This is a genomic window from Paenarthrobacter sp. TE3676, assembly GCF_056279165.1.
Window position 1 is genome coordinate 1 of the sequence record NZ_JBWBQU010000001.1, and the last position, 26925, is coordinate 26925.

Annotated in this window: 28 protein-coding genes; 13 read left to right on the top strand and 15 right to left on the bottom strand. The window is 62.7% G+C overall.

Annotation, left to right across the window (positions count from 1 at the left end):
* Positions 1–200: 200 nt before the first annotated feature.
* Entirely contained in the window at positions 201–1241 is a 1041-nt protein-coding gene (gene galE, locus ACZ881_RS00005; RefSeq protein ID WP_026005471.1) for a UDP-glucose 4-epimerase GalE, read from the bottom strand.
* Between the two features lie 80 nt (positions 1242–1321).
* On the opposite strand from galE, the gene ACZ881_RS00010 reads away from it, so the two are divergent.
* Complete coding sequence (locus tag ACZ881_RS00010) at positions 1322–1948, top strand: TetR/AcrR family transcriptional regulator (protein ID WP_476111815.1); 627 nt, start codon at positions 1322–1324, stop codon at positions 1946–1948.
* A 109-nt stretch (positions 1949–2057) separates the two neighbouring features.
* Complete coding sequence (locus tag ACZ881_RS00015) at positions 2058–2669, top strand: hypothetical protein (protein ID WP_178997010.1); 612 nt, start codon at positions 2058–2060, stop codon at positions 2667–2669.
* A 17-nt stretch (positions 2670–2686) separates the two neighbouring features.
* Here the strand turns inward: ACZ881_RS00015 and ACZ881_RS00020 are convergent, their stop codons facing one another.
* Both ACZ881_RS00020 and dapD read right to left on the bottom strand, forming a co-directional pair.
* Positions 2687–3529 (bottom strand): hypothetical protein, encoded by an 843-nt coding sequence (locus ACZ881_RS00020; protein WP_091468760.1) that lies wholly within the window; start codon positions 3527–3529, stop codon positions 2687–2689.
* Positions 3530–3542: 13 nt separating this feature from the next.
* Positions 3543–4568 carry a 2,3,4,5-tetrahydropyridine-2,6-dicarboxylate N-succinyltransferase gene (dapD, locus tag ACZ881_RS00025; RefSeq protein WP_476111817.1) on the bottom strand — a complete coding sequence of 342 codons (1026 nt, stop codon included), beginning with the start codon at positions 4566–4568 and terminating at the stop codon, positions 3543–3545.
* An 85-nt stretch (positions 4569–4653) separates the two neighbouring features.
* Here dapD and dapE point away from each other — a divergent pair, with 85 nt between their 5' ends.
* A complete protein-coding gene (dapE, locus tag ACZ881_RS00030) occupies positions 4654–5778 on the top strand; it encodes a succinyl-diaminopimelate desuccinylase (protein ID WP_476111819.1) in 1125 nt (374 codons plus the stop codon).
* Between the two features lie 89 nt (positions 5779–5867).
* On the opposite strand, the gene ACZ881_RS00035 is transcribed toward dapE, so the two are convergent.
* From ACZ881_RS00035 to ACZ881_RS00050, 4 genes are all read right to left on the bottom strand, one after another.
* Entirely contained in the window at positions 5868–6734 is an 867-nt protein-coding gene (locus ACZ881_RS00035; RefSeq protein ID WP_178997006.1) for an amino acid ABC transporter permease, read from the bottom strand.
* Entirely contained in the window at positions 6731–7381 is a 651-nt protein-coding gene (locus ACZ881_RS00040) for an amino acid ABC transporter permease (RefSeq protein WP_402934019.1), read from the bottom strand. The genes ACZ881_RS00035 and ACZ881_RS00040 overlap by 4 nt, the downstream gene beginning before the upstream one ends.
* Before the next feature lie 92 nt (positions 7382–7473).
* Positions 7474–8349, bottom strand: coding sequence for a glutamate ABC transporter substrate-binding protein (locus tag ACZ881_RS00045; protein WP_476111822.1), 876 nt, complete (start codon positions 8347–8349; stop codon positions 7474–7476).
* A 55-nt stretch (positions 8350–8404) separates the two neighbouring features.
* Complete coding sequence (locus ACZ881_RS00050; protein ID WP_011775438.1) at positions 8405–9160, bottom strand: amino acid ABC transporter ATP-binding protein; 756 nt, start codon at positions 9158–9160, stop codon at positions 8405–8407.
* 163 nt (positions 9161–9323) lie between these two features.
* Between ACZ881_RS00050 and ACZ881_RS00055 the strand changes: the two genes are divergently transcribed.
* The 4 genes from ACZ881_RS00055 (at position 9324) to ACZ881_RS00070 (ending at position 12233) form a co-directional block, all read left to right on the top strand.
* Positions 9324–10163: an LOG family protein gene (locus ACZ881_RS00055; protein WP_178997004.1), complete on the top strand. Its 840-nt coding sequence runs from the start codon at positions 9324–9326 to the stop codon at positions 10161–10163.
* Between the two features lie 18 nt (positions 10164–10181).
* Complete coding sequence (locus ACZ881_RS00060; RefSeq protein WP_178997003.1) at positions 10182–10523, top strand: DivIVA domain-containing protein; 342 nt, start codon at positions 10182–10184, stop codon at positions 10521–10523.
* 104 nt (positions 10524–10627) lie between these two features.
* Positions 10628–11839: a hypothetical protein gene (locus ACZ881_RS00065; RefSeq protein WP_476112639.1), complete on the top strand. Its 1212-nt coding sequence runs from the start codon at positions 10628–10630 to the stop codon at positions 11837–11839.
* Between the two features lie 226 nt (positions 11840–12065).
* Entirely contained in the window at positions 12066–12233 is a 168-nt protein-coding gene (locus tag ACZ881_RS00070; protein WP_009357720.1) for a DUF3117 domain-containing protein, read from the top strand.
* Positions 12234–12344: 111 nt separating this feature from the next.
* Here ACZ881_RS00070 and ACZ881_RS00075 read toward each other — a convergent pair whose 3' ends face one another.
* Positions 12345–12977: an O-methyltransferase gene (locus ACZ881_RS00075; protein ID WP_017198612.1), complete on the bottom strand. Its 633-nt coding sequence runs from the start codon at positions 12975–12977 to the stop codon at positions 12345–12347.
* Between the two features lie 237 nt (positions 12978–13214).
* Here ACZ881_RS00075 and sigE point away from each other — a divergent pair, with 237 nt between their 5' ends.
* Genes sigE through ACZ881_RS00090 form a run of 3 tightly spaced genes read left to right on the top strand, consistent with a single transcriptional unit; the run spans position 13215 to position 15178 of the window.
* Positions 13215–13838, top strand: a complete 624-nt coding sequence (gene sigE / locus ACZ881_RS00080) for an RNA polymerase sigma factor SigE (protein ID WP_017198611.1) — start codon at positions 13215–13217, stop codon at positions 13836–13838.
* Between the two features lie 7 nt (positions 13839–13845).
* Positions 13846–14760 carry a hypothetical protein gene (locus tag ACZ881_RS00085; RefSeq protein ID WP_476111825.1) on the top strand — a complete coding sequence of 305 codons (915 nt, stop codon included), beginning with the start codon at positions 13846–13848 and terminating at the stop codon, positions 14758–14760.
* Between the two features lie 31 nt (positions 14761–14791).
* Positions 14792–15178: a twin-arginine translocase TatA/TatE family subunit gene (locus ACZ881_RS00090; protein WP_091468745.1), complete on the top strand. Its 387-nt coding sequence runs from the start codon at positions 14792–14794 to the stop codon at positions 15176–15178.
* Positions 15179–15232: 54 nt separating this feature from the next.
* On the opposite strand, the gene ACZ881_RS00095 is transcribed toward ACZ881_RS00090, so the two are convergent.
* Genes ACZ881_RS00095 through ACZ881_RS00105 form a run of 3 tightly spaced genes read right to left on the bottom strand, consistent with a single transcriptional unit; the run spans position 15233 to position 18360 of the window.
* Positions 15233–16360, bottom strand: a complete 1128-nt coding sequence (locus tag ACZ881_RS00095) for an Mrp/NBP35 family ATP-binding protein (RefSeq protein WP_476111827.1) — start codon at positions 16358–16360, stop codon at positions 15233–15235.
* Positions 16361–16364: 4 nt separating this feature from the next.
* On the bottom strand, positions 16365–17096 hold the full coding sequence (locus tag ACZ881_RS00100; protein WP_420178514.1) for a DUF1003 domain-containing protein: 732 nt from the start codon (positions 17094–17096) through the stop codon (positions 16365–16367).
* Positions 17077–18360 carry a magnesium transporter MgtE N-terminal domain-containing protein gene (locus tag ACZ881_RS00105; protein WP_011775428.1) on the bottom strand — a complete coding sequence of 428 codons (1284 nt, stop codon included), beginning with the start codon at positions 18358–18360 and terminating at the stop codon, positions 17077–17079. Before ACZ881_RS00105 ends, ACZ881_RS00100 begins: the two co-directional genes overlap by 20 nt.
* 76 nt (positions 18361–18436) lie before the next feature.
* Here ACZ881_RS00105 and ACZ881_RS00110 point away from each other — a divergent pair, with 76 nt between their 5' ends.
* Positions 18437–19261: a YflT domain-containing protein gene (locus tag ACZ881_RS00110; protein WP_476111829.1), complete on the top strand. Its 825-nt coding sequence runs from the start codon at positions 18437–18439 to the stop codon at positions 19259–19261.
* A 163-nt stretch (positions 19262–19424) separates the two neighbouring features.
* Here ACZ881_RS00110 and ACZ881_RS00115 read toward each other — a convergent pair whose 3' ends face one another.
* Positions 19425–20999 carry an aminopeptidase P family protein gene (locus ACZ881_RS00115; protein WP_179017104.1) on the bottom strand — a complete coding sequence of 525 codons (1575 nt, stop codon included), beginning with the start codon at positions 20997–20999 and terminating at the stop codon, positions 19425–19427.
* An 80-nt stretch (positions 21000–21079) separates the two neighbouring features.
* Here ACZ881_RS00115 and ACZ881_RS00120 point away from each other — a divergent pair, with 80 nt between their 5' ends.
* Together ACZ881_RS00120 and ACZ881_RS00125 are read left to right on the top strand one after the other, a co-directional pair.
* Positions 21080–21925, top strand: coding sequence for a PHP domain-containing protein (locus ACZ881_RS00120; protein ID WP_476111831.1), 846 nt, complete (start codon positions 21080–21082; stop codon positions 21923–21925).
* Complete coding sequence (locus ACZ881_RS00125) at positions 21925–22533, top strand: MarC family protein (RefSeq protein ID WP_476111833.1); 609 nt, start codon at positions 21925–21927, stop codon at positions 22531–22533. Before ACZ881_RS00120 ends, ACZ881_RS00125 begins: the two co-directional genes overlap by 1 nt.
* Here ACZ881_RS00125 and ACZ881_RS00130 read toward each other — a convergent pair.
* From ACZ881_RS00130 to ACZ881_RS00140, 3 genes are all read right to left on the bottom strand, one after another.
* Complete coding sequence (locus ACZ881_RS00130; RefSeq protein ID WP_091468729.1) at positions 22506–23420, bottom strand: DNA-methyltransferase; 915 nt, start codon at positions 23418–23420, stop codon at positions 22506–22508. The two genes, ACZ881_RS00125 and ACZ881_RS00130, sit on opposite strands and share 28 nt — an antisense overlap.
* An 8-nt stretch (positions 23421–23428) precedes the next feature.
* On the bottom strand, positions 23429–25141 hold the full coding sequence (locus tag ACZ881_RS00135; protein WP_474659212.1) for a DEAD/DEAH box helicase: 1713 nt from the start codon (positions 25139–25141) through the stop codon (positions 23429–23431).
* A gap of 277 nt (positions 25142–25418) precedes the next feature.
* Positions 25419–26903 (bottom strand): RNB domain-containing ribonuclease, encoded by a 1485-nt coding sequence (locus ACZ881_RS00140; RefSeq protein ID WP_476111835.1) that lies wholly within the window; start codon positions 26901–26903, stop codon positions 25419–25421.
* Positions 26904–26925: the final 22 nt, after the last annotated feature.

A 26925-nucleotide genomic window follows, 5' to 3' on the forward strand; every position in this document is an offset into this window, starting at 1 on the left:
CCTACCGAACCGTACACACCTTCCGGCTTTCCGTTTCGCACGCGGCGACTCAGAAAACAATACACGCCCCACACCCCCAACGCAAATCCACCCCCCACCCCCCCCCCCCCCCCCCCCCCACCCCCCCCCCCCCCCCCCCCCCCCCCCCCCGCCGCGGGGGGGGGCCCCCCGCCGTCGTTGGTTGCCGAAGCAGTGCTCGCCTAGGCGTTGCTCGTCGCGGCAGCCTCAGCTGCGTTGTAGCCGTAGGGGTTGTTCTTCTGCCAGCGCCAGTGGTCCTCGCACATCTGGTCCACGGTCTTCGTGGTGGACCATCCAAGGTCAGCGAGGGCGGAAGAAGCGTCGGCCCAGAAGGCGGGGAGATCGCCGGCCCGGCGGTCGGTGATCTCGTACGGGATCGGCCGGCCCACGGCCTTCTCGAAGGAACGCAGGACCTCCAGAACGGACGAACCGCGGCCGGAGCCCAGGTTCCAGCGACGGACACCGGCGCGCTCGGCGATGTAGTTCAGGGCTGCTACATGGCCATCGGCCAGATCGACTACGTGGATGTAGTCGCGCTGCGCAGTGCCATCGGGGGTGTCGTAGTCGCCGCCGAAGACCATGAGCTTCTCGCGGCGTCCTACGGCTACCTGTGCGATGAAGGGGACGAGGTTGTTCGGGATGCCCTGGGGGTCCTCGCCGATGCGGCCGGACGGGTGCGCTCCAACCGGGTTGAAATAGCGCAGGAGTGCGATATGCCAGCGGTCATCCGCGTTACCCAGGTCTGAGAGGATGTCCTCGATTTGTTCCTTGGTGCGGCCGTAAGGGTTGTTGGCTCCGATTTCCATCTTCTCGATGTAAGGAATCGGGTTGTGCTCGCCGTACACCGTGGCCGAGGAGCTGAAGACGATGGAGCGCACGTTGTGCTTGTCCATGGCGCGGAGCAGGTTCAGGGTGCCCACGATGTTGTTGTAGTAGTAGGCGAGGGGTTCCTGGACGGACTCTCCTACGGCTTTGAGCCCCGCGAAGTGGATGACTGCGTCGATCTGGTGCTGGTCGAAGACGGCCTCAACGGCGGGCTCATCCACCAGGTCCACCTTGTGGAAGGCGGCAGTCTTGCCGGTGAGCTCCGAAACCCTGCGGAGGGATTCCTCGCTGGAGTTCACGAGGTTGTCGAGCACAACGACGTCGTGGCCGGCTTCCTGAAGGGACAAAACGGTGTGGGAACCGATGTAGCCGGTGCCACCCGTGACAAGAATTTTCATGGTTCCTACGCTATCGGAAATCGGAGCCACGCCGCTCTGTGTTGAGCGGTGTTGAAGCACGTTCGTGCTAAAAAATACTGGTGCCCAAAATTGTTGATGCCGAAGCCCGGCGCCATGAAGTTGTCCAAGCCGTCTTCCGGATTATTGCCAGCGATGGCTTGGAACGGGCATCCCTCAGGGAAGTAGCTGACGAAGCAGGCCTGGCTGTTGGTTCGGTGCGGCACTACTTCGCCAGCAGTGATGAACTTCTGGTCTTCTCCTTCGCGGCCGTCATCGATCGCCTTGCAAGGCGTCTTGAGGCGGCACTCGTGTCCGTCGAGGATGCCTCACCTGAAAGCCCCGAGCAGCACAACGCGGTGCTGAATCTCCTCGTTCAGTTCCTGCCCTTGGACGAGGAACTCACAGTAGATGCCTGCGTGTGGATGGCGTTCCGGCACGCTGCCCGGATCAAGCCCGTCCTGGCCGACGAAGCCGAGCGCAGCCACCGCACGGTGGCCGCAATCGTCGGTCGCCTCATCATGCTCCTGAATCCGGGTGAAGCTGACGCGCAGCAAACCCTTGTGACGGAAGCGGAGAGGCTCCTGGCCACCATGGACGGGCTGTGCATGCATGCGCTGCTGCAGCCCGAGTGGATGACCGCAGAGATGTGCAGCGACGTCCTCACGGCCCACCTGCGCTCCTTGGGGGCAGTGCCAGCCGGCCGCTGAGGGTTGTTGCGGCTGCCGAGCCTATAAGAGCCGGACAACGCCATTACCGTCCGGAGTCATCGGGAATAGACTGGAACATGTCGGGGACCTGCCAAAGGGAGGAATTCGCATGCACGAGTCAGGCGGCCCGGGATGGCGCATCACCATGGATACGTCCGGGCCTATGCTCATTGCCCTGTACTTGCGCGACGTAGCCGGATTGGATGGTGCTGGAAAACCCATCCTCTCCCACGCAGCTCCAAAAGTCAGGCATGCAGACCACCAACACCTCACCTCTGATGTGGGGGGTCTCCCGGCGCTAAAGACCGAGTGGGAGGCCTGGTGGGAGAGCCTGGTGAAGTCTTATCCCAATCCGGCTCCCGAGCTATCGCCGCCCAGCTTCAAAGCTTTTGGCAATTCACCGGCACTCCAGCGCGTCCTGCAGGCACATTTTGGCTCTGCTCTGGGATGGGCCACCGACAGGATTGACGAGTATGCCCATCTTGAGGCCGCGCGTGAAGCCAACGGGGTGACACACGTACTGAACGAAATGGTCGAGGACAGGCTCCTCGAGGTCGGTCGCAGTTCCCGGGACTTCGAACTCACTATTATTGAGCTGCCCCTCAATGAACCCCGGGCCTGGTACCTGGAACCGAGCACCATGATCATGAGCCATCGGCTGATGTCCGAGCCCGATGTGTTCCGTAGTTACGTCCAGCCCGTGGTGGAGATGCTGGCCTAATGGGCTGCACAAAAAACTCAGGTTGCTGGCGCTGAAACAGTGATGATGACCGCCTCAGTGGGAGCGGCGGAGGGTTGCCATCCGTCGCGTTTCTCCCGGTTCCACGTCTGGCCTGCAAGGTCCACTTGCGTGATGGACAAAGTTTTTGCGTTTGCCACCGCCCAGTGAGCCACAGCCCACGCCTGCGTTCCGCCAATTTCCAGCTGAACCGAGCGGCCCTGAACGGTGGCCGCCTGGGGGCCGAACGCCGTCGTGAGTTCATCGACGACGACGGCAGGGTCACCCGCCGCCTCCGGCATACGCAATTCGCAATTCAATGACGAGGTGGAATGCCCGGTGAGGGCGGAAGCAAAAGCCCGTGCCATTCCCTCATGCTGGGCGTACGCGCGGGGGAAAGCGGAACGCTGGACCGCTTGGGCAGCTTGGGTGATCTCCATGGCCTCGTAGCCGGGCACTTTGACCAGTCCGTCAAAGAAAGCATTGCTTGCATAGATGGGGTCCATCACCTGTTCCTCGGTTCCCCAGCCTTGCGAGGGGCGTTGCTGGAACAAACCGCGGGAGTCCGGTCCGGCGTCGTCGCCGTAGTTGATGTTGCGCAGCCTGGATTCCTGCATGGCTGTGGCAAGAGCGATACTCGCCGCCCGGGGCGGCAGTCCACGCCGGACGGAGATCGCCGAGATGAGCGACGCGTTGGCAGTCTGGTCCGTGGCGAGCTCATGGTTTTCAGAGCCGACCACGGCAAAGCAGCGCTCCGTGACCAGGGTCTCGGAGCGCTGCAGCACGGCAACTATCGCGTAAATGGCACCTGCTACGAGGGCCAAAGCCAGCACCGCAACGATGGCGCGGCGGAACCGGCGCATTGGGTGTCTCCTGCTAGTTGGCGTGGAGAGCCTCGTTCAGCTCCACCGTCTGGCCCTTGCGCGGCAGGACTTCAACGCCGCCGGTGGTGGAGTTGCGACGGAAGAGGAGGTTCGGGACGCCGGAGAGTTCCACGGCCTTGATGATTTTGCTGGTGTCCTCGCCGTTCTCGTCCTTGGGGCCCGGAACGCGCACGCGGGTTCCGGCGGTAACGTACAGGCCGGCCTCCACAACGGAGTCGTCGCCGATGCTGATGCCCACGCCGGAGTTGGCGCCGAGCAGAACCCGCTCGCCCAGGGCGATCTTTTCCTTGCCGCCGCCGGAGAGCGTGCCCATGATGGACGCTCCGCCTCCAACGTCCGTGCCGTCGCCGGCAACAACGCCAGCGGAGATCCGGCCTTCCACCATGGAGGTTCCCAGGGTTCCTGCGTTGAAGTTCACGAAGCCTTCGTGCATGACCGTGGTGCCTTCGGCGAGGTGGGCACCCAAACGGACGCGGTCGGCGTCGGCAATGCGCACACCGGTGGGAACGACGTAGTCAACCATCCGCGGGAACTTGTCCACGCCGAAGACCACAACGTTGCCGCGCTTGCGCAGGCGGGCGCGGGTCAGTTCGAAGCCGTCAACCGCGGCGGGGCCGAAGTTGGTCCACACAACGTTGGGCAGCTTGCCGAAGACACCGTCCAGGTTGATGCTGTTCGGCTTGACCAGGCGGTGCGAGAGGAGGTGCAGACGCAGGTAGGCGTCGGCGGTGTCTGCCGGGGCGGCGTCGAGGTCGATCTGCGCGAAGACGACCTTCTGCTCGGTGCCGCGGTCGGCGTCCCTGCCTTCCTCGGCCAGCGCAGTGAGTGCGGGATCGGCGTTCTCGACCTCGCGCAAGGACTCGGCGGCAACGCCCAGCGCGGGTGCGGGGTACCAGACATCCAGCACGGTTGCTTCCCCGGAAGCCGAGGTGGCGATGGTGGCGAGGCCGAAGCCATAGGCCGATCGGTGGTTGTCGGACGCGTTTGCGGGCGCAGCAGAGGAAGCAGTTTCAGTCATGGGCCAAGTCTATCCAGCAGGCAGAGGTCGGTTAAAACCCGTCTCATGCCATAGAAGTCGCATTTGCGGGCATTAGGCTGGACGGGTGACCCTGAACCCTGCTCCCGCCCTCCTTGACCTGCGCCAGGACGTTGCCCTGCTGACGGCCGCGATCATCGACTTCAACAGCGTTTCCGGCAATGAGACCGAGCTTGCCGACGCCGTCGAGACCGCCCTGCGCGCCATCCCCGCTTATACCGTGACCCGGGATGGCGACGCCATCATCGCGCGCACCGAACTTGGCCGTGCTGAACGCGTCATCCTGGCCGGACATCTGGACACCGTGCCCCTGCCCACCGTGGAGGGCTCGCTGGGCACCGTCCCGGCGACGTGGGAGTCCGGCGTTCCCGGTGAAGGCGTGTTGTATGGCCGCGGAACCACGGACATGAAGGGCGGCGTCGCGGTGCAGCTGGCCCTCGCGGCAACACTGTTCGACGACGGCAGGCAGCCGGACAAAGACGTCACCTTCGTCTTTTATGACCATGAGGAAGTGGAAGCAGTGAAGAGCGGTCTCGGGAGACTGGTCCGCAACCATGGCGACCTGCTCAAGGGTGACTTCGCAATTCTGTTGGAGCCAACGCACGGCACAGTGGAAGGCGGCTGCAACGGAACCAGCCGTTTCGAAGCAACCACCATCGGCGAAACAGCACACTCTGCGCGGGCATGGATGGGCATCAACGCGATCCACGCCGCAGCACCCATCCTGGCGCGGCTCGCCGACTATGAGCCGCAGACCATCAACGTGGACGGCCTCGATTACCGCGAGAGCCTCAATGCCGTAAAGATCAACGGTGGAACTGCGGGCAACGTCATCCCGGACCGCTGCGTGGTGGAGATCAACTACCGCTTCGCCCCGGACAAGACACCGGACCAGGCTGAGGCCGTCGTCAGGGACTTGCTGGAAGGATTCGACGTCTTACGGACAGACGCTGCTGCCGGCGCACGCCCCGGACTCAACCATCCCGCCGCCGCGTCCTTCGTTGCCGCAGTGGGTGCCGAGCCCAAACCCAAATACGGCTGGACCGACGTCGCGCGCTTCAGTGAACTGGGCATCCCGGCAGTGAACTTCGGCCCCGGCGATCCTCTGCTGGCGCACAAAGACAACGAACACGTCGACGCCGACGCTGTCCGTGAGTGCCTCCGTGCACTGAGGACGTGGCTGGCGCCGTAGTCCCAGGGCTTTCTGCACAGCAAATGAAGAAGGTCCGCAGCCTGGTGAACTGGTCACCGTGGCTGCGGACCTTCTTCTTCGCTACAGAGCTACTTCTTATCGGTACCCGGTACGTTGACTTCGAGATCCACCGTCTTGATGGCCGAGGCCACGCCGCCGGCGGCCTTCTTGGAACCGCGGCGCTCAATCATGATGGCAATCCGCGACACCGTCAGGTTAATCAGGATGTAGATCGCGGCGCCCACGAAGAACGCGGGGAACAGGAAGTCCGGGCCCAGGAAGTCGGCCATGATCTGGATCTTCCGCAGGAGTTCCTCGTAACCCACGATGTAGCCGAGCGAGGTGTCCTTGAGCAGAACTACCAGCTGGGCCACCAAAGACGGAAGCATCCGGCGGACAGCCTGGGGGAATTCGATGGACATCCGTGATTGGAAGCTTCGGAGGCCGATGGCCAGACCAGCCTCGCGTTGTCCCTTGGGGAGGGACTGGATGCCTGCACGCAGGATCTCAGCAAAGATGGCGGCGTTGTAGAGAACCAGGCCAACAACCACGGCTTGGAACTGGCCCGTGGCGAAAACCAGCAGGACAAACAACATCATGAGGACCACGGGCATGCCGCGGAGGAACTCAAGCACTACCTGCGTAGGAATCCGGATCCAAGGAATCAGGGAAATACGCAGCAGGCAGAGCGCGATGCCCAGGGGGAAGGCGATCACGGCTGCCACGGCGGCTGCGGCCAAGGTGGAGAGAATGCCTTGGCCGATCAGGTTCCAGACGTCCGGAGCCATGGGACCGTAGAAAATCTCCCAACGATCGGCGTCGAAAATGCCCTGCTGTGCCAGCGTTACGACAGCAATGGCGAGGATGCCGAGGATGATCAGGATTCCAGCGGCGGAGCCCAGGAGCGAATAGAGGCGGGCCTTGGGCCCGGGGACGTCGTACAGGACCGATGTCATCGGGCAATCGCCACCTTTCGTTCAACAAAGTGCGCCAGAAGTCCCAGCGGAACTGTGATCAGGAGGTAGAAGAAAGCCACCCCGAGGAGGATCCAGAGGACTTGGTTGCCGTAGTCGTTGGAGAGCTGGCGGCCGTAGCCGAAAAGCTCCAGGACGAAGAACGCGCCGGCCACCGAGGAGTTCTTGACCAAGGCAATCAGGATGTTGATCAACGGAGGTATGACGGTGCGCACGGCTTGGGGGAGGACGATGAAGCCCAATACCTGGGTGAAGGTCATGCCGACGCTGCGGGCAGCTTCTGCTTGGCCCACAGGCACGCTGTTGACGCCGGAACGGACGGCTTCGGCGATGAAGGCCGCCGTGTAACTGCTCAAGGCGATGATGGCCGCGACTTCGAATTGTTCAAACTTAACGCCCAACCGCGGCAGAACAATGGCGGCGAAGAAGAAAATGATGGTGAGGGGGGTGTTACGCGCCACTTCAACATAGAACATGCTGAAACCGCGAAGTGCTGCCACGGGGGAAACCCTCATGGCTGCCAGGAGTGTGCCGACAATGAGGGCAATGATTCCTGAAATTATGGAGAGATAAAGGGTTCGGAGAAATCCGTCCCAATACTCGGGGAGGCTTGCTATGACGGCGTCCATGGCTTCCTTTGGCTGCAGCTAATCAGGGAACAGGGTCCTGGATTCGTCAACTGCCGCCGTCCGGGTGGGCGGCGGCAGTTGACGGGTCCCGACTAGTAGCGGTTGATCGTAGGAAGTTCAGGAGCGGTCTTGATGACCTTGCCTGCAGTGGCTTCCCAAGCCTTCTTGTAGGTGTCGTCCTTGGCGAATTCCTCAAGCTGGTCGTTGATCCAGTTGCGGAAAACGGTGTCGTCCTTCTTCAGGCCGATGCCGTAAGGCTCCTTGGTGAAGGTTTCATCCGAGGCGAGCTTGAAGGCGTCCGGTTCCTTGTCCACGTAGCCGGCGAGGATGACGTTGTCAGTGGTGACGGCGACAACCTGCTTGTTGCGGAGCGGCTCCAGGCAAGCGGTGTAGGTGGCCGCAGGGACTACCTCAGCGCCGTACTTTTCGGCGATGGTCTTGGCCGGGGTGGAACCCGTGACGGAGCAGACCTTCTTGCCGGAGACATCTTCGGGCTTGGTGATGGAGGTGTCGTCCTTGTTCACCAACAGCGCCTGGCCTGCTTCGTAGTACGGTCCGGCGAAGGCGACCTTTTCCTTGCGGGCATCGTTGATGGTGTACGTGGCGATGACGAGATCGACGCGACCCTGCTCGATGAACGACTCACGGTTCTGGGAGACAGTCTCTACCCACTCGATCTTGTCAGCTGCGATGCCAAGCTTCGCGGCGATTGCCTTGCCCATTTCGACGTCGAAACCGACAGGCTTGCCGTCCAGGCCCTTCTGGCCGAACAACGGCTGGTCGAACTTGGTACCGATCTTGATCGTCCCGGCCTTGTTCAGCTTCTCCATGGTGGTGCCGGCTTCGAAGCTCGCCGAGGCAACGGGGGGAGTGGTGCTGCTGCCGCCGCCGCAAGCGCTCAGGGAGAGAGCAAGCGCAGCCGATGCGGCCACCAGGAGTGACTTCCTCCGGGTAATAAGAGACTTCATGATGTTCCTTTCATTGGGTGGCCGCCTTACGGCCGGGGGTGCTGGCGGTAAGGAGCTAGTGGGTCAAGAGCTTGGACAAGAAGTCCTTGGCGCGGGTGCTCTTCGGGTTGGTGAAGAATTCCTCGGGAGTTGCGTCTTCCACGATCTGACCGTCAGCCATGAACACCACTCGGTCAGCGGCCTTGCGGGCGAAGCCCATCTCGTGGGTGACCACGATCATGGTCATGCCTTCCTTGGCCAGCTGGATCATGACGTCCAGTACTTCGTTGATCATCTCGGGGTCCAACGCGGACGTGGGCTCGTCGAACAGCATGACCTTCGGCTTCATGGCGAGAGCGCGGGCAATGGCCACACGCTGCTGCTGGCCGCCGGAGAGCTGGGCGGGAAGCTTCGGGGCCTGGTGCCCGACGCCTACACGCTCAAGGAGGGCCATGGCTTCCTTGTCAGCCGTGCCCTTGGCCACCTTCTTAACCTTGATGGGGCCCAGCGTGACGTTCTCAAGAATCGTCTTGTGGGCGAACAGGTTGAAGGACTGGAAGACCATGCCGACGTCGGCACGCAAGTGCGCGAGGTCCTTGCCTTCTTCGGGAAGCTTCTTCCCGTCGATGGCGATGTCGCCGTCGTCGATCGTTTCCAAACGGTTGATCGCACGGCAGAGAGTGGATTTACCGGAACCGGAAGGCCCGATAACCACCACGACTTCACCCTTCTGAACCTGGAGGTTGATGTCTTTGAGGACATGCAATTGACCGTAGTGCTTATTGACGCCGTTCAGGGAGACGAGGGCATCGCCGGACGCTTGAGTAGTCATACGACGAATCTAGCGAACAAAGAAGCAAATATGACCACGGTCACGGCAACTTCCTGAAGATCGTGACTGAACAGAAACCTGCCCCACAGCGATATACCAGACTGCAATGCAAGAAGCGGGTCGCAGCGACGGAGTAGGCCTTCGTACGCGCTAGCCTTGGGCAATGAGCATCAGCCAGCACCCAGTTCCCCACCCGGATGCCAACGGTCGCGTCACGGGCACCCATGTGCCACTCCCCTCGGAGATCGCTCCCGCCAAGCACAAAGGCTCCCTCGAGCTCCGTCGCAAACAAGCGGATACGGGGATGTCGGACCAGCATTTGTTGGATACCAGCGGTGCCGGGCAGTTCATCCACACCGATCCTTGGCGTGTCCTGAGGATCCAAAGCGAATTCGTGGAGGGCTTCGGAGCCCTGGCTGACTTGGGGCCTGCCGTCAGCGTGTTCGGCTCGGCACGAACCAAACCGGGAACCGAGTACTACGAGATGGCCGTCGATGTAGGACGCAAGCTCGCTGAAGCCGGAGTTGCCGTGATCACCGGTGGCGGACCCGGATCGATGGAAGCGGCCAACAAGGGCGCCGTGGAAGGCAACGGAGTCTCCGTGGGCCTGGGCATCGAACTGCCTTTCGAGCAGGGACTCAACCAGTGGGTGGACCTGGGCATCAACTTCCGGTACTTCTTCGCCCGCAAAACCATGTTCGTTAAGTACGCGCAGGGCTTCGTGGTGCTTCCGGGAGGACTTGGCACCCTCGATGAGTTGTTCGAGGCCATGGTGCTTGTCCAAACCCGCAAAGTGACGTCGTTCCCTATCGTGCTGCTCGGTATTCGGTTCTGGGGACCCATGATCGAGTGGATCAAGGACACCCTGGTGGCAGAAGGCATGGTTTCCGAGAAGGACCTTGACTTGATCCAGCTGGTGGATGACCCCGCCGATGCGGTGCACCGTGTCCTGCACGGTGCACCGCTACCCCCTACCACCAATGGAAACCAGCGCCCGGAATAGGCGGCTGTTTCTGGCACGATGGACCCTGTGAGCTTCTTCCTGGTTTTTCTCGCGATAGTCCTCATCGGCGCGGCGCTGTACCTCGGCGCCGGGATCGTACGGGGGCGCTCGATCGGTTCGGGACTTGACCAACCGGTCCCCAACTTGCCCGCTGTTCTGCTGTCGGAGGATGCCAAGCCCTCCGACGTCGACTCCTTGCGCTTTGCCTTGGGGCTTCGCGGGTATCGCATGGATCAGGTTGACCAGGTTTTGGATGAGCTGAGGGACCAGCTGCAGGCAAAGGATCGCGAGATCGAACGGCTTGGCGCCTTGGTCCAGCCGCGCCTCCAGGACGACGAAACCGGCCGGACCGGGCAGTGAGTTCCCAGGTCCCCGCGCCGAAGGGCACTGCTGCCCCGAAGACACAGGTGCAGCAAGGACCCACCGCGCGGCTTTCCCTGGGGCTGTCAGCCGCGGGCGCCAGAATGGCCGGATGGCCGTGGTGGGTACAGGTTTCCTTGGTCTTTGTGGCTGCCAGGCTGGTCAGCGCCTGCATCTTCATGGCGGCCGCCATTCACCAGGGAACGAATCCCTGGTTCCCGCCGGCTCCTGACTACTGGAACTTCATCACCATCTGGGATGGGCGCTGGTACCAGGAAGCTGCTGACAAAGGATACCCCTCGGTCCTTCCCCTGGACGCGAACGGCGTGGTGCAGCAAAACGCCTGGGCATTTTACGCGCTCTTTCCTTTCCTCGCAAAAGGTCTCTCGGCGGTCACCGGGATAGGAACCCTGCCTTCGCTCACGATCATCGCGATGCTGGCGGGTGTGGGCGCTGCTTTGGTGATCTACAAGCTCTTCCGCGAGTTCGCAGGCAAGCGGGCCGCCCTGTGGGGCGTCATCTTCGTCTCTGCTTTCCCGGTATCACCTATTCTTCAGGTCCCTTATGCCGAGTCGCTGAATCTGTTGTTGTTGTCGGGTTCCTTGCTGCTGGTAGTTCGGCGCCAGTACCTGGCAGCTATTCCCGTAGTGCTCCTGATGTGCCTTTCCAGGCCCACGGGGGTTCCTTTTGCAGCCATGGTGGGGTTGCTGTTGCTGTGGCGTGCATGGCAGCACTTCGGGCCATCCAGGACACTGCCGGCTCCAGCTCCGGCTTCAGCTTCCAACGACGACGGGCCGACGCCGGTGCGCAGCCTGTTATCGCTGGCGGCATTGGTGTTGGCAGCGGGAGCCGGGGCTCTGGCGTGGCCGGCGATTGCGTGGGCCACTACTGGTGAACTAACGGCCTACACACGTACCGAAACAGCCTGGCGGGGGCACGATCTTGTTCCTTTCAAGCCATGGTTCGATACGGGCAGGATGCTGTTCGGTCCGGTGCTGGGTGTGCTGGCCCCCTTCGTCTTCACGGCACTTTTCGTGCTGGTCATGGTGTCAAAGCCCGTTCGGGCGCTCGGAACCGAGTTAAGGCTCTGGTGCGCCTGCTACATGGGGTACCTGCTGGTTTTCCTGCATCCGCAGACCAGTACATTCAGAATGCTGCTGCCCCTTTTCCCGCTGGCGCTGGGGGTGGCGTTGCTGTCCAAGTCCAAGGCGTACCGGGGGACCGTCGTGCTGATGTTCGTCCTCCTCCAGATCGTCTGGGTGGTGTGGCTGTGGGCGTGGGCCCCGCTCCCCGGGGGCGGAGACTACCCGCCCTGACGTGGACCTTTGCCGGGCAAGGCGGGTATGTACAAAGCCCGGACAAATAGGGGTTTGATTCGCTACGGACGGGTAATTACGGGATAATGGACTAAGAGCAAGGACAAAGCACCGAAAAGTGCCCGGCCAAGGCGGCCTCCCAAGCGGTGCCGCCGGCTGCAATTGCGACGCGGAACCAGCCCGGCCGGGTTGGCGTGACTTGGGACAAATGGAGGGGATTTTCCTAATGGCGGCTATGAAACCACGTACCGGCGACGGCCCTATGGAAGTTACCAAAGAGGGACGCAGCTTGATCATGCGTGTGCCGCTCGAAGGCGGAGGACGACTCGTTGTCGAGCTCAATGCCGCGGAAGCGGCCAACCTCAAGGAATGCCTCGTAGGCGTCACTGAATAGGCATTTTTGACTAGAGTTACAAAGCAGGGCCCGGCGAGCATTTCAGAGCCGGGGCCCTGCTTTTGTTTAAGCTCTTGCTACCGGTTCTGGTCCCGGGTTTGTTGAACCGCCCTACTTCTTGACGGCCACCAGAAGTCCATCGCCGGTGGGCAGCATCGCCGAAGCCAGGCGCTCGTCGTCGCGAATGGCCTTGCCGATCTGACGCAGAACCACCGTGGTGGCATCCCGAGCTGCGGGATTGGAGACGCGGTCTTTGTCCAACGCATCGTTGATGACCAGGGTGCCGCCGGATTTGAGGAGGCGGATTGCCTGTTCTACATACTTGGGGAAGTTGGGCTTGTCGGCGTCGATGAAGACGAGGTCGTAGGCAGAGTCGGTCAGGCGCGGCAACACGTCGGCTGCGCGGCCCGAGATGGTACGGGTGCGGTTGGCCGGGCTACCCGATTCCAAGAACGCTTCCCTGGCCGCCTTGAGGTGTTCGACGTCCACATCGATAGTGGTCAGCACCGCGTGCGGACTCAATCCACGCAGCAGGCAAACCCCGGATACCCCGGCACCTGAGCCGACTTCCACCACTGTCTGCGCTTTGGAAGCGGCAGCGAGTACGGTCAGCACGGCGCCCACGCCGGGACTGATGGGCGTAACACCAAGTTCGAATGACCGCTCCCGGGCACGCAACAATACGTCATCCTCAGCCGGCAGATCTTCTGCGTAGGACCAGCTGCTTGACTTGTCGGCACTCATGAAGGGGTTCGCTTTCCGCGGGTAGGGGTGTTTGTACCAAGACTACTGTGTCTGCCCCCGTAAACCCGTCGCAGGGAAGCCTCCCCGCACCTGTGTCCACGGCCGATTTCAGCCTCGCGGGAAAATCCTCTGCCAGTCAGGAAATTCCCAGACAAACTTGGGATGATAATGCTCCGGTCATCCATGAGGTGGGCGGCGCCGAAGACTCGGTGAACCACAGTTTGAGGGGAGTGGACGATGCCGGCATCGCATGCTGCGCCAGTCCAAACATCGGAAAGCCTTGAGGCCGTTACTGATTGGGTCATGCCCAGCTGGGAGGAAGTGGTTTCGAACCACTCCGCCAAGGTATATCGCCTCGCCTATCGCCTGACCGGCAACAAGTTCGACGCCGAAGACCTCACCCAGGAGGTCTTCGTCAGGGTTTTCCGGTCCCTGGAAAACTTCAAGCCGGGAACCCTGGACGGCTGGTTGCACCGCATTACCACCAACCTGTTCCTGGACCAGGCCCGGCGCAAGAGCCGGATCCGCTTCGACGCACTTGCGGAGGATGCCGAATCCCGCTTGCCCGGCCGCGAGCCAGGCCCGGAGCAGAGCTTCGAGCACAATAACCTTGACCTTGATGTCCAAAGGGCCTTGGAAGAACTCCCGCCGGACTTCCGCGCCGCCGTCGTGCTGTGCGACCTTGAGGGCCTTTCCTATGACGAAGTGGCGGAGGCGCTCGGTGTGAAGCTCGGAACCGTCAGGTCCCGTATCCACCGCGGCCGGACCATGCTGCGCGAGAAGCTTGCCCACCGTGACCCCCGACCGGCGGAGGCCCGCAAGCCGCGGCTGAAGATGCCCCGCATCGCCAGCATTCTTTAGGTAGTCGATGCCTCGACGTTCACTTCGTCCGGGAGCCCTGTCCCGGCGCAAATTGGCCGCGCTTCGCCATACGCGCAGCCCCGAACACCTGGAGGACTGCCCGGACTGCCGGAGCGCGCTCCGCCGGGAACGGCAGTACCTTGAACGCCTCCGTGGGGCAGCCGTGCCCGAAGCCAGCCAGGATCTTGCGGCGCGATTAATTCAGCACACGGAACGCTTGGCCAACGAACCGGCACCAATGTACTCAACACCGCAATATCCGAACCGTCGATTGCGCGGCCTTGGCATTGCGGGCATTGCTGCCGGCACCTTGGCGGTGAGCGCAGGAGCCTTGGCGCTGTCCGCCTATGTGATCGCCGGCGATGAAAGACCACAGGCCCTCGCGGGAACCAGCGATGTTGGCCCCCTTGCCGGTGCTTGGACGGGTAACCCCGCAGAAGCCATGGTTGGACCCGCGTTTCAGGCCGGCAGCAAGGTCCGCTTGAGCACTGCCCAGCTGGAGTCACTGCGTGGAGACGGGTGGGCGTGTCCCGAACTATCCGGAATGGGCTTCCACGTCGTGTCCGCCCAGGCCACCATGCATAACGGGAATCCGGCTGTGGAGATCAGGCTCGAAAGCAACGGTCACTACGCCACCATCGTGGAGGAGCATTTGCCGGCGGATCGATCCGGCACTGGACGGTCTACGTCTGCGCAGCTTTCTGTCACACAGGGAACCCCGTGGAAGGCTGTCTACACCATGCCCGCCGCAGTCATCAGCTATGCCTCCGACCTCCCGGCGGACAGCGCGGACGACGCCGTCCCTGAAATCGTCCGGGCCGGGGAGTCCATTGCGTTAATGTCCGCCGACGAAGATCCGGAAGCCTGGTACCAGAGGCTGCTTCGCGGCCTTCAGACCCTACTCCGTCCCGCCGGTTTATGAGCGGCACCACAGACAAGGTAATCTTCGTAGCGTGCTTGGAATCAACGGCCCGGAGTTCATACTCCTTCTGATTATCGGCGTACTCGTCATCGGTCCCAGCCGTTTGCCCGAATACACTCAAAAGCTCGCCAACCTGGTCAAGGAAGTCCGTCGGATGGCTTCCGGCGCCCGCGAGCAGATCAAAGAAGAAGTCGGCATCGACATCGATGAGGTCGACTGGAAGAAGTATGATCCCCGTCAGTACGATCCCCGTCGAATCATCAAGGACGCGCTCCTGGATGACGACACCAAGCCAGTCAGCGCTGGAGCTCCCGCAGCTGCTGCCACTGCAGTAGATACCAAGCCCAAGGCGCCTGTGCGGGTCATTGAGCGGCTCGCCGAGGGCGAAGCTGCCCCGTTCGATACCGAAGCGACCTGATTCGAAGCAGCTGAAGCCCGTTGTGGGTGCCGGCTCCGCGTGAAGGACGCCGGCCTAGCGCGGCTGGATTCCCAAGGACATGCCGGACAGTCCGCGGGGTCGAGTGGCCAAGGCGGAAGCAATACCTTCCATCGCTTTTGCGGCAGCCGTTTCAGGTGCTGCCAGGACAACGGGTTTTCCGGCGTCGCCGCCCTCCCGCAAACGGATGTCCAAGGGAATCTGCCCGAGGAGCGGAACGTCGCTGCCCACGGCAGCGCTCAACCGCTCAGCCAGGATGGCACCTCCGCCACTTCCGAACAGTTCCATATGTCCGCCGTCGGGCATTTCGAGGTAGGACATGTTCTCGATGACGCCGGCCACTTTCTGCCCTGTCTGGGTGGCGATGGTACCGGCTCGTTCTGCGACATCGGCAGCAGCTGCCTGCGGTGTGGTGACAACCAAAATTTCTGCGTTGGGCAGGAGCTGCGCCACGGAAATGGCGATGTCGCCCGTGCCCGGGGGCAGGTCCAGGAAGAGCGCATCGAGGTCACCGAAGTAGACATCGGTGAGGAATTGCTCCAGGGCCCGGTGCAGCATGGGACCGCGCCAGGCCACCGGCTGGTTGCCTGCAACGAACATGCCGATGGAGATGACCTTCACGCCGTAGGCCACAGGCGGCAGGATCATGTCGTCTACCTGCGTGGGTTTCTGGTCGATCCCCATCAGGGCGGGCACGGAGAAGCCGTGCACATCGGCGTCCACGATGCCAACCCGGAGGCCTTGGGCGGCAAGTGCACACGCCAGGTTGACGGTGACGGATGACTTGCCAACACCGCCTTTTCCGCTGGCTACGGCGTACACCTTGGTCAGGGAGCCAGGCTTGGTGAAGGGTATGCCGCGCTGTCCACCGGGCCCGCGGAGTTGTTCCTTGAGGGCTTCCCGCTGGGCCTGAGTCATGACCTTCAGTTCAACATCTACGCCAGTGACGCCTTCCACCCGGATCAGGGCGTCGGTGGCGTCCTTGGTGATGGTCTCGCGCAGGGGGCAACCGGCGATGGTCAGCAGAACTGCGACGTGTACTGCGCCGTCATCATCGGCCGACACCGATTCCACCATTCCCAGTTCCGTGATGGGGCGCCGGAGCTCGGGATCAATGACGGTGGCCAAGGCAGCATGCAGCGCCTCGGCAGATGCGATGCTCATACGTTCAGGCTCGGCTTTCGGGATTTTCAGGCGACGGCTTGCCGGTGGAATGTTGTGGACCTGCGGCCCGCGGCGGGCGGACCTTCGGAATCTGCTGTGTGCGGGGCCCACGCGATTTGTCGCGCTTCTCCTTCAGCTTCTCCTTGACCTTTTCACCCGGCGATTCCGTGCCATCAGTGGCGCCTTCGCTCTCGCGGAGTTCCTCCTGGGCGTCGATGATGTCTTCCAGAAGGCTTCGGAGCTCGGTCCGGACGTAATCACGGGTGGCTACTTCGCGCAAGGCGATGCGCAGTGACGCCAGTTCCCGGGTCAGGTATTCGGTGTCGGAGAGATTGCGTTCGGCACGCTGGCGGTCCTGCTGGAGCGAGACACGGTCGCGGTCGTCCTGCCGGTTTTGGGCGAGCAGCAGGAGCGGTGCTGCATAAGAAGCCTGAAGGGACAACATCAGGGTCAGCAGGGTGAAGCCCAGCTCCACGCGGTCGAACTGCCAGTCCGTGGGCGCGAAGGTGTTCCAGGCAAGCCAGAAGACACAGAACACCGTCATGTAGACGAGGAACGTCGGCGTGCCCATGAACCGGGCGAAGCCCTCCGTTGCGTTTCCGAACGCGTCAGGGTTCGGGGAGAACTTGGGCAGGATGCGTTGGCGACCGCTCAGGGGCGTGTCAAGGCTACTGCTCGAGCGTCCTGCGGACTTGGGGGATCGGGCGGCGTTGTTATCAGCCAATGCGGCCTCCAAGTTTCCTTATAGGGGCGTCGTCCTCATGGGCGCGCCAGTCATCCGGCAACAGGTGATCCAGCACGTCATCAACAGTCACCGCCCCCACAAGGCGGCCGTCGTCGTCAACGACTGGAAGCGAGTTCAGGTTGTACGTGGCCAGGGTGCGGGCCACCTCGCTGATGTGGGCTTGGTCCGAGAGCGGCTCGAGGTTCTTGTCCACGAGGTTGCCCAGCGGTTCCGGCGGTGGGAAGCGCAGCAGCTGCTGTATGTGCACCACCCCCAGGAAACGGCCTGTCGGCGTCTCCAAGGGAGGGCGGGCGATAAAAATGGATGAGGCCAGTGCAGGCGAGAGCTCCTCGCGGCGAACGTGTGCCAGGGCCTCGGCCACGGTTGCTTCCGGCGGCAGGATGACCGGAACCGGAGTCATGAGGCCACCGGCGGTGTCTTCGTCGTATTCCAGGAGACGGCGGACGTCCTCGGCTTCCTGGGGTTCCATGAGTTGAAGCAGCTCTTCCGCCTGGGCGGAAGGCAGCTCGGCCAAGAGGTCGGCGGCGTCGTCCGGATCCATTTCTTCGAGGACGTCAGCGGCGCGTTCCACATCCAGCGCTGAGAGGATCTCCACCTGGTCGTCTTCCGGGAGTTCCTGGAGGACATCGGCGAGGCGCTCGTCCTGAAGCTCACTGGCCACCTCGAAACGTCGCTTGTCGCTCATTTCCTGGAGGGCCTCAGCGAAGTCGGCAGGTTTAAGGTCTTCGTGCGTTGCAACGAACTGCGTGGCAGCCTGGGGCTCGTTATGGGCGCCGGTCTGTGCATCGGCCCAATCGATGATCAGGGTCTCGTTGCGGCGAAGCCTGCCAAAGGGGGACAGGGAGTGCCCACGGCGGACGAAGAGCTTGCTGACAAACCAGTCTTTGGACCTGTGCTGGTCCATGGCGATGTCTTCGATCGTGGCGTCGCCACTGCCATCGGCCAGCGTCACGCGGCGGTCGAACATCTCAGCGACCACCAGTGTCTCGGCGCCGCGCTGCTCGAAGCGGCGCAGGTTGACCAGGCCGGTGCAAATGATTTGCGTCTGGTCTATGGACGTGATGCGCGTCATGGGAACAAAAACCCGCTTCTTGCCCGGAACTTCAACCACGATGCCCACCACATGGGGCGCACCACGGGTGCCGCGGGAGAGCACCACGACGTCGCGCAACCGGCCCAGACGATCGCCCAGGGGGTCGAAGACGTCCAAGCCGAGCAAGCGCGCGACAAAGACGCGTGAGGGATGTGTGCTCATGTTTACAGGCTACCGAGTCTGCTCTCTTTTAGCTGAATTACAGCCGCTACACATGTCCATGAGACACAATGGGGCTATGTCAAACATTTTTGGTGCTCCCAAAGCCGTTGAGGAATCCCGCAGTGTCCCCCAAGGTGACACCGTAGGCTCGTACACCTCGTATTTGGATGCCCAGAAGGCGGTGGACTACCTCGCAGACCAGCAGTTCCCAGTACAGCTGGTGTCGATCGTGGGCAACGACCTCAAAATGGTGGAACGGGTAACAGGCCGCCTGAGCTACCCGAGGGTGGCATTGTCCGGTGCCTTGAGCGGCATGTGGTTCGGCCTCTTCGTAGGCGTCATGCTGTCCTTCTTTACCCCCGCCGGGGGACCGTTCTCCATCATCACATCTGTGCTCATGGGTGCGGCTTTCTTCATGCTGTTCGGCATCGTCACCTATGCCATGCAGCGCGGGAAGCGCGACTTCACCTCGACCAGCCAGGTGGTGGCCACCAACTACGACGTCATCGTCGCTGTAGAGGCAGCCCACGAAGCCCGCCGTTTGCTTCACCAGCTGCCGATGAACCCGGCGCAGGCAGCCGCGCCGCAGGCCACCTACAACCAGCCGAATGCGCCATTCCAGCAGCCGGGCCAGGCTCCTGAGCGGCCTTCCACCTGGAACGACCCCTACGGCCAGCGTGGTCCTGAGGCCAATGGTTCAACGGCTCCGGAGGGACAGGGCGCAGCTGCGCCGGAGACCCAGCCGGCTCCGAACCCGGCGCCGGCAGCTGTCCGTTACCCGGACCTCCCGGACGGTCGCCCGCAGTACGGTGTCCGGGTGACCGACAGCCAGGACCGGACACGGAACGCGCCGCAGGAAGACGGAGAGCACTCCAGCGCCGAGGGTTCGCCCAAGCAGTAGTCGCCTCCGCAGGCACCAGCTTCCGCAGGCACCAGCTTCCGCAATGCACAAAGGGAAGGCCACCGGATCGCCGGTGGCCTTCCCTTTGTGCTGGCTCAACTGCCTGTGTCAGCCCAACTGCCTGTGTCAGCCCAACTGCCTGTGTCTGTCCAACGGCGTGCGCTTAGCCTTGGGCTTCCTGGTAGATGCCGGCCATCCAGGACTCGACGTCATCGGCCTTGCGCGGCAACGCTGCGCTGAGGTTCAGGGGGCCGTCTGCGGTCATGAGGATGTCGTCTTCGATGCGGACGCCGATCCCGCGGTACTCCTCGGGAATGGCGAGGTCTTCATTCTTGAAGTAGAGCCCGGGTTCGATGGTGAAAACCATGCCCTCGGTGAGGATGCCATCGAGGTAGAGCTCGCGCTTTGCCTGCGCGCAGTCGTGGACGTCCAGGCCAAGGTGGTGGCTGGTGCCGTGCGGCATCCAGCGGCGGTGCTGCTGGCCCTCGGGGCTGATGGCTTCCTCCACGGAAACAGGCAACAGACCCCACTCGGCGAGGCGTTCGGCCAGCACCGTGGTTGCAGCGGTGTGGATATCCCGGAACCTCACGCCCGGCTGGGCAGCAGCAAAACCGGCATCGGCGGCGTCGAGCACGGCCTCATAGACTTTGCGCTGGACATCGGTGAACGTCCCTGTAGCCGGCAATGTGCGGGTGATGTCCGCTGTGTAGAGGGAGTCTGCCTCCACACCGGCATCGAGGAGAAGGAGTTCGCCCGCATTGACAGTCCCGGAGTTGCGGTTCCAGTGCAGCACGGTGGCGTTGTTGCCGGACGCGGCAATGGTGTCGTAACCGAGTTCGTTGCCTTCCTCGCGGGCCCGGGCAAAGAAAGCGCCCTCAACTACACGTTCGCCGCGCTTGTGGGTCAGCGCGCGCGGGAGGGCCCGGACCACGTCGGCGAAGCCTTCCACGGTTGCCGCCACAGCGATCTTCATCTGCTCGATTTCCCACTCGTCCTTGATGAGGCGCAGCTCGGACAATGCTTCGCTGAGCTTCTCATCCAGGGCGTCGAGTTCGCCGAGGTCCAGGTTCTCGGGGTCTTTGGCCGTGTTGTAGCGGGCGGTGTCAACCAGCGCATCAATGTTCTCGTCCACCTTGCGGACCAGGCGAATGGAGATGCCGCCGATTTCCGGGGCGCCCACATTCTTGGTGATGGCCATCTCGAGCTCGGAGATGTGCGCGGCGGGGAGGCCGAGGCGGGCTTCGAATTCGGCCAGTGTGGGACGCGCGCCGATCCAGAACTCGCCGGCGCGCGAGTCCGCGTAGAACTGCTCTGTATCCCGGCCGGCCAAGGGACGGAAGTAGAGGGTGGCAGTGTGGTGACCGCCGTCGTCGCCCTTTCCTTCAGCAACAGGCTCAAGGATCAGCACGGCGTCGGGCTCGTGGTCGAGGCCCAGACCCGTGAGGTGGGCGAAGCCGGAATGCGGGCGGAAGCGGTAGTCGCAGTCGTTGGAACGGACCTTCAATGGACCGGCCGGGACGACGAGCCGTTCGCCCTTGAACAGTTCGGAGATAGTACGACGGCGGCGCGCGGCGTGGTCTGCAACGGCGTCACGCGCAGGGGTCACCTGCGGGGCGGGCGCCCAATTGCTTGCCATGAATGCCTTGAAGGCATCGGATGTGGGCCTTTGCGAGCGGTTGTTGACACGCTCTTGCAGTGGCTGGGAGGACGAGTTCTGGGTGTTTTCGGCATCGTTCACCGTTACATCGTCCCACCAGTTACGTGAGGAGGCCAACGGCGCAACGCTCCAAGCCGGCCCGCATCCCATAGGCTGGGAAAGTGAGGATAGACCTGCATGCGCACTCAAATGTTTCCGACGGAACCGAGACACCGGCCGGCGTGATCATCTCCGCCGTCTCGGCTGGCCTGGACGCCGTGGCTCTGACTGATCACGATTCCACCGATGGCTGGGAACTTGCTGCTGCAGCCGCCCGGGAACATGGCATCGCGTTCGTTCCGGGAATGGAGATCTCCTGCCGGACTGAGCAAGGAATCAGCGTTCACTTGCTGAGTTACCTCCACGACCCCAACCATGCGGGCTTGCTGGAGGAAATCACCAAGTCCAAGGACGCCCGGCTCACCCGTGCCGAGCACATGGTCACCTTGTTGTCCGAGGATTACCCGTTGACCTGGGATGACGTCATCCACCACGTGGCTCCCGGTGCCACGGTGGGCCGCCCTCACATCGCCGATGCCTTGGTCGCGGCTGGCGTTGTCGCGGATCGAACGGAGGCCTTCACTTCCATCCTCACCTCACATTCGCGGTACTTCGTGCAGCACTATGCGCCCAACCCGGCAGTCGCCGTCGAGCTTGTCCGCGCGGCTGGCGGCGTTCCGGTTTTCGCGCATCCTGTGGCCTCGTCGAGGGGACGCATCGTGGGGGAGCGAACCTACCGGGACATGATTGATGCCGGACTGCTGGGACTTGAAGTTGAACATCGGGACAACCCGGAGGAGGGCCGCACGTTCCTGCGGGGCCTGGCCGCCGAACACGGTTTGCTCATGACAGGGTCATCTGACTACCACGGAGCGGGCAAGCCCAACCTGTTGGGCGAAAACACTACCTCGCCCGAGGTCTTGGCACGCATTGAGGAGTTGGCAACAGGGAGCACGGTCATTCGCTGATGAATCTTCAACTGCTTGCCTCCGTGATCGTCACCTTGTTCGTGATCATGGATCCCCCGGGTACCGTGCCGATTTTCATGTCACTTACGGCTCAGATGTCGGCCAAGGACCGGAACCGGTCCGCGTTCCAGGCTCTTTTGGTGGCCACCGGTGTGATCGTTGTGTTCGCGATCTTCGGGCAGTCCATCCTGAACTACATGCACATCTCGCTGGCGGCCTTGCAGGGCGCCGGCGGTCTGCTTCTGGTGCTCATTGCGCTGCAGCTGCTGACGGGGTCCACCAGTGGCGAAGAGAATGCTGCCAAGTACAAAAACGTGGCGTTTGTGCCGCTGGGAACACCGCTGATGGCCGGGCCCGGGGCGATCGTCGCCGTCATGGTGTTCGTGCAGCAGTCCAGCCAGCTCTCGGAGTACCTGGCCGTTGGCCTTGGCATTGCCGTAGTGCTGGCCTCGCTTTACCTTGCGATGCGCTTCGCGGGCGTCGTACAGCGCGTGCTCGGTGAAAACGGAGTGGAGCTGGTGACCCGGATCGCCGGCTTGCTGCTGTCAGCCATTGCCGTCCAGATGATCGCGGACGCCGTTCAGGCCTTCGTGAAGGGTGCTGCCTGATCCAGGCCGGCGACCGGCAAGGACCCGCTCCGGTGGAATCCTGCCTTGCTGCCCAGCCGTTTCCGCATGACCTCGATGGCCTGTTCGTTCTGGTCTACGCACACGAAGTTGCGGCCCAGCTTGGCTGCAACTGCGCCCAGGGTGCCTGAACCGGCGAAGAAATCAAGGCACCAATCGCCCTCGCGGCTTGATGCAGAGACAATCCTGCGAACCAGGCCTTCAGGTTTTTGAGTGGGGTAGCCGGTCTTTTCGCGGCCCGTGGGCGAGACGATGGTATGCCACCAAACATCCGTGGGAAGCTTGCCGAGCTCGCGTTTGGCTGGAGTGACCAGGCCAGGCGCCATATACGGTTCCCGGTCCACTTCGGCGTTGTCGAAGTGATATTTGGTGGGGTTCTTGACGTACACCAGGATGTTGTCGTGCTTGGTGGGCCAGCGGTTCTTGGCGCGGGCGCCGTAATCGTAGGCCCAGATGATCTCATTCAGGAAGCATTCCCTGCCGAAGATCGAGTCCAGCATCACCTTGGCGTAGTGGACTTCCCGGTAATCCAAATGCAGGTACAGGGTGCCGTCGTCTGCCAGCAGTCGCCAGGCCTCCACGAGCTTTGGTTCCAGGAAAGACCAGTAATCGCTGAAGGCGTCGTCGTAGCTATGGAGGGCGCCCTTGATGGTGTCGTAAGAACGGCCCTTGAAGCCGACGCGGTCGCCGTCGCCGTCCGCATTGCGGACCATACGGGTTTCCTGGCGGCGTTGGACCCTGCCCGTGTTGAAGGGCGGGTCCACGTAAATGAGTGTGAAGGCGCCGTCCGGCAGCGTAGGGAGGAATTCCGCGTTGTCCGCGTGCACCACCAAGTTGCCGCCGTCCGGCGCCCAAACAGATTCAGTCATTGAGGTTTTTAGGCCTCGGTGCTGCCGGACTGGGCAGCTGCGGTCTCTCCGGAAACCACTTCGCCGTTGCGACGACGCGTGCGGGTCCGACGCGTACGTGACGGCTTCTCCGCATTGTCCGCAGTGGCGGTGCGGGTCTCCGAGGCGCCTGCAGCGGGGGCTGCCTCACCATCAGAAGTACGACGGCGGCGCGTACGGTTACGACCACCCTCGCCCTTGGATTCGTTGGACCCGGCGTCACCGGACCTGCCGGAGCGGCCACGGCCGCCATCGCGACCACCGTCGCGCTTGCCGTCTCGTCCGCCATCCCGGCCGGAGCCGCCGGAGCGGGCGTTCTTCTTGCCGGTCTCGCCCAGGTCCTCAAGGACCTCGGCGTCGACGCCGGCGAGGACGCGCTTGTTGCGCGGGAGGCGGCCCTTGGTGCCCTCGGGGATGTCGAGATCGGAGAACAGGTGCGGCGAAGAGGAGTACGTCTCAACGGGCTCGGGAACGCTGAGTCCCAGGGCCTTGTTGATCAGGCCCCAGCGAGGCATGTCGTCCCAGTCAACAAACGTGACGGCCGTGCCCTTGTTGCCCGCGCGACCGGTACGGCCAACGCGGTGCAGGTAGATCTTTTCGTCTTCAACGCACTGGTAGTTGATGACGTGGGTGACGTCATCGACGTCGATGCCGCGGGCTGCGACGTCGGTGGCCACCAGGACGTCAACCTTGTTGTTGCGGAAAGCGCGAAGCGCCTGCTCGCGGGCGCCCTGGCCAAGGTCGCCGTGAATGGCTGCAGCTGCGAAGCCGCGGTCGACGAGTTCCTCGGCAACCTTCGCGGCGGTGCGCTTGGTCTTGGTGAAGATGATGGTGCGGCCACGTCCGCGGGCCTGCAGGATGCGGGCCACAACCTCGGTCTTGTCCATGCTGTGGGCACGGTAGATGAGCTGGCGGATGTCGCGCTTGGTGAGGCCTTCATCATTCGGGTCAGCCGCACGGATGTGGGTGGGCTGCGTCATGTAGCGGCGGGCCATGGCGATGACGGGGCCGGGCATCGTTGCCGAGAAGAGAAGCGTCTGCCGAACGGCGGGGGTGCCCGCGATCAGCGTTTCGACGTCGGGCAGGAAGCCGAGGTCCAGCATTTCATCGGCTTCGTCAAGGATGACCATCTTGACGTTCTTGAGGCTGAGGTGCTTCTGCTTGTAGAGATCGATCAGCCGGCCGGGCGTGCCCACTACGATTTCGACGCCCTTCTGCAGGGCATCAACCTGCGGCTCGTACGCACGGCCGCCGTAGATGGTGGCGATGCGCGCGTTGCGCTTGCGCGACGCGGTCTGGAGATCGTTGGCAACCTGCACCGCGAGTTCACGGGTGGGGACGATCACCAAGGCCTGGGGTGCGCCCGGGACAGCAAGCTTTTCGTAACCGGCGTCGTCGCGGCCGGCTACGCGCTGGAGTGCGGGAATGCCGAACCCAAGCGTCTTTCCGGTTCCCGTCTTGGCCTGGCCGATGATGTCGTGGCCGCTCAAGGCGACCGGCAGGGTCATGGCCTGGATGGGGAAGGGGTGCGTGATGCCAGCGTCGGCCAAGGACTCAACGATGTCGGCGCGCACGTTAAAATCAGCGAACGACTTCTCTTCGATCTCGTGGGGCGTCTCATCCGAGATGATCGTTTCCTCGGGTTCGATTGATTCGGTTCCGGTGGAGTCTGTCAGGACTTCGTGGGTATGCAATTCACTCACAGGGAGTTTCCTTATTCATTTGGGCATTGGCGCTGCATGCTCAACGGCGGCGGCGGAGCCGTACCGGAGCACGAACGGGCGCGCAAGCAAGTCCAGTGGAAGCCGATCGCGGGCTATCTAAGTACTGGCACTGGTGACCAGTTGGTACATCTCAAGATCGCGTAGGGGCGGGCTTGTTGAGTTCAAAAATTAACTGAATCAACGACCGGGCATCCATTACTACAAGCCCAGTCTATCCTCTGGGGGCCGGAAAGCCCGGATCGCCGGATGAACGGCTTCAGGGCAGCAACTGGAACCGGATCTCCCGGCTGGCGATATCAGCCTTCAGCAGGCGCACCCGAACCTTGGTTCCGGACTCCATTTCTCCGTCGCACCGGGCCGTGACAGCGGGGTCCGCGATTTGCACGACGCCAAAGGGGCCGTTGCCGTTTCCATTGCCGTTTCCGTTTCCACGGGCAGCTCCGTTGGAGGGTTTGGACCCGGAAATGACAACAGCCTCGAATTCCTGGCCGATGTGGTTGGCGACGAGCGCCGCTTCCACTGTGTCCAAAGCCGCCCGCTCGAGGCGTCCGGCCAACTGATCCGAGGATGCCATGATCTCGGGTAACGACGGGAGGGCTTCCCGCGCCCATGCCGGAATGTCCTGGTTATTGCTGAGGGCTTCGCAAATCACCAGGACAAAGCGATCAATGAGGCGCCGCAAGGGTGCTGTGGTGTGGGCATAGGGAGCCCCGATAGCTGCCTGGATCACATTGGCCGGAACATCACCGTCAAAGGGCGTGTAGCCTGCACCGCGGAACAACGTGCCGGCCGAATGCAGGATGGCAAGTTGTTTGGGATCGGATGCATCCAGGGTCCGCAGGTATTCGCCGTAGCTGACCCGTCCGTCCCAGGGTTTGCCGAGGGCAGTGGTCTGCCGCTTGAAATGGAGCAGTGACCGATCATCAGGTGCGGGCATGGTGCGCAGGATGCCCACTTTTCCATCGAGCATCATCTGCGCGGCGGCCATGCCGGTCATGAGGGAGATCTGCGCGTTCCAATCCTCAACCGGCAGGGACGGTGCCGCTGCGATTCTGTACCCGCCGCCGTCAGTCGCCTGGACTATTTCCTGTTCCGGCATGTTGAGGCTTGCGCCGCCGCGTTGACGTTCCAGGTCGACGCGCTTCAGTCCCACTTCTTTGAGTAGCTGGAGAACCGGCGGGGCAGTACCGTCGTCGATCTGCTGTTGTGCGCCCTTGTAGCTCAGCTTTGCCCTGCTGCGCACAGTCGCACGGGCAACGGTGACGGCCAAAATTTCAGCTTTCCCGTCCAGGTCGAAATCCCAAACGAACGCGCTGCAATCCTGGTCGGCCAGCAGGCTTCCCGCGTTCTCACTGATGACCTCCGGATGCAGCGGGATCCGCCCGTCAGGGGCGTAGAACGTCTGCCCGCGTTGACGCGTTTCGGTATCAAGCGCGCCGCCGGGAGCCACGAAGGAAGGCACATCGGCGATGGCATAGAGGACCTTGTATCCATCACCGGCCCGTTCAATGAACAGAGCCTGGTCCAGGTCGGTGGACGTCGCGGGGTCGATGGTCACAAAAGGAATATCCCGCAGGTCCTGGGCCGGCAGCTCAAGGGCCTCCACCGCTTCCCGTGCCTCCTCCACAGCTTCTGCCGGGTATTCGCCGGGGAGTTCCAGCTCCGTCCTCAGGGCGGCGAGGGCCGAGGCGAGCTGGTCCGACGAGTCGTCGACGTTGGGCGCAATCCGATGATGTGACACGAAAATCAGGTTAGCCCGAAAT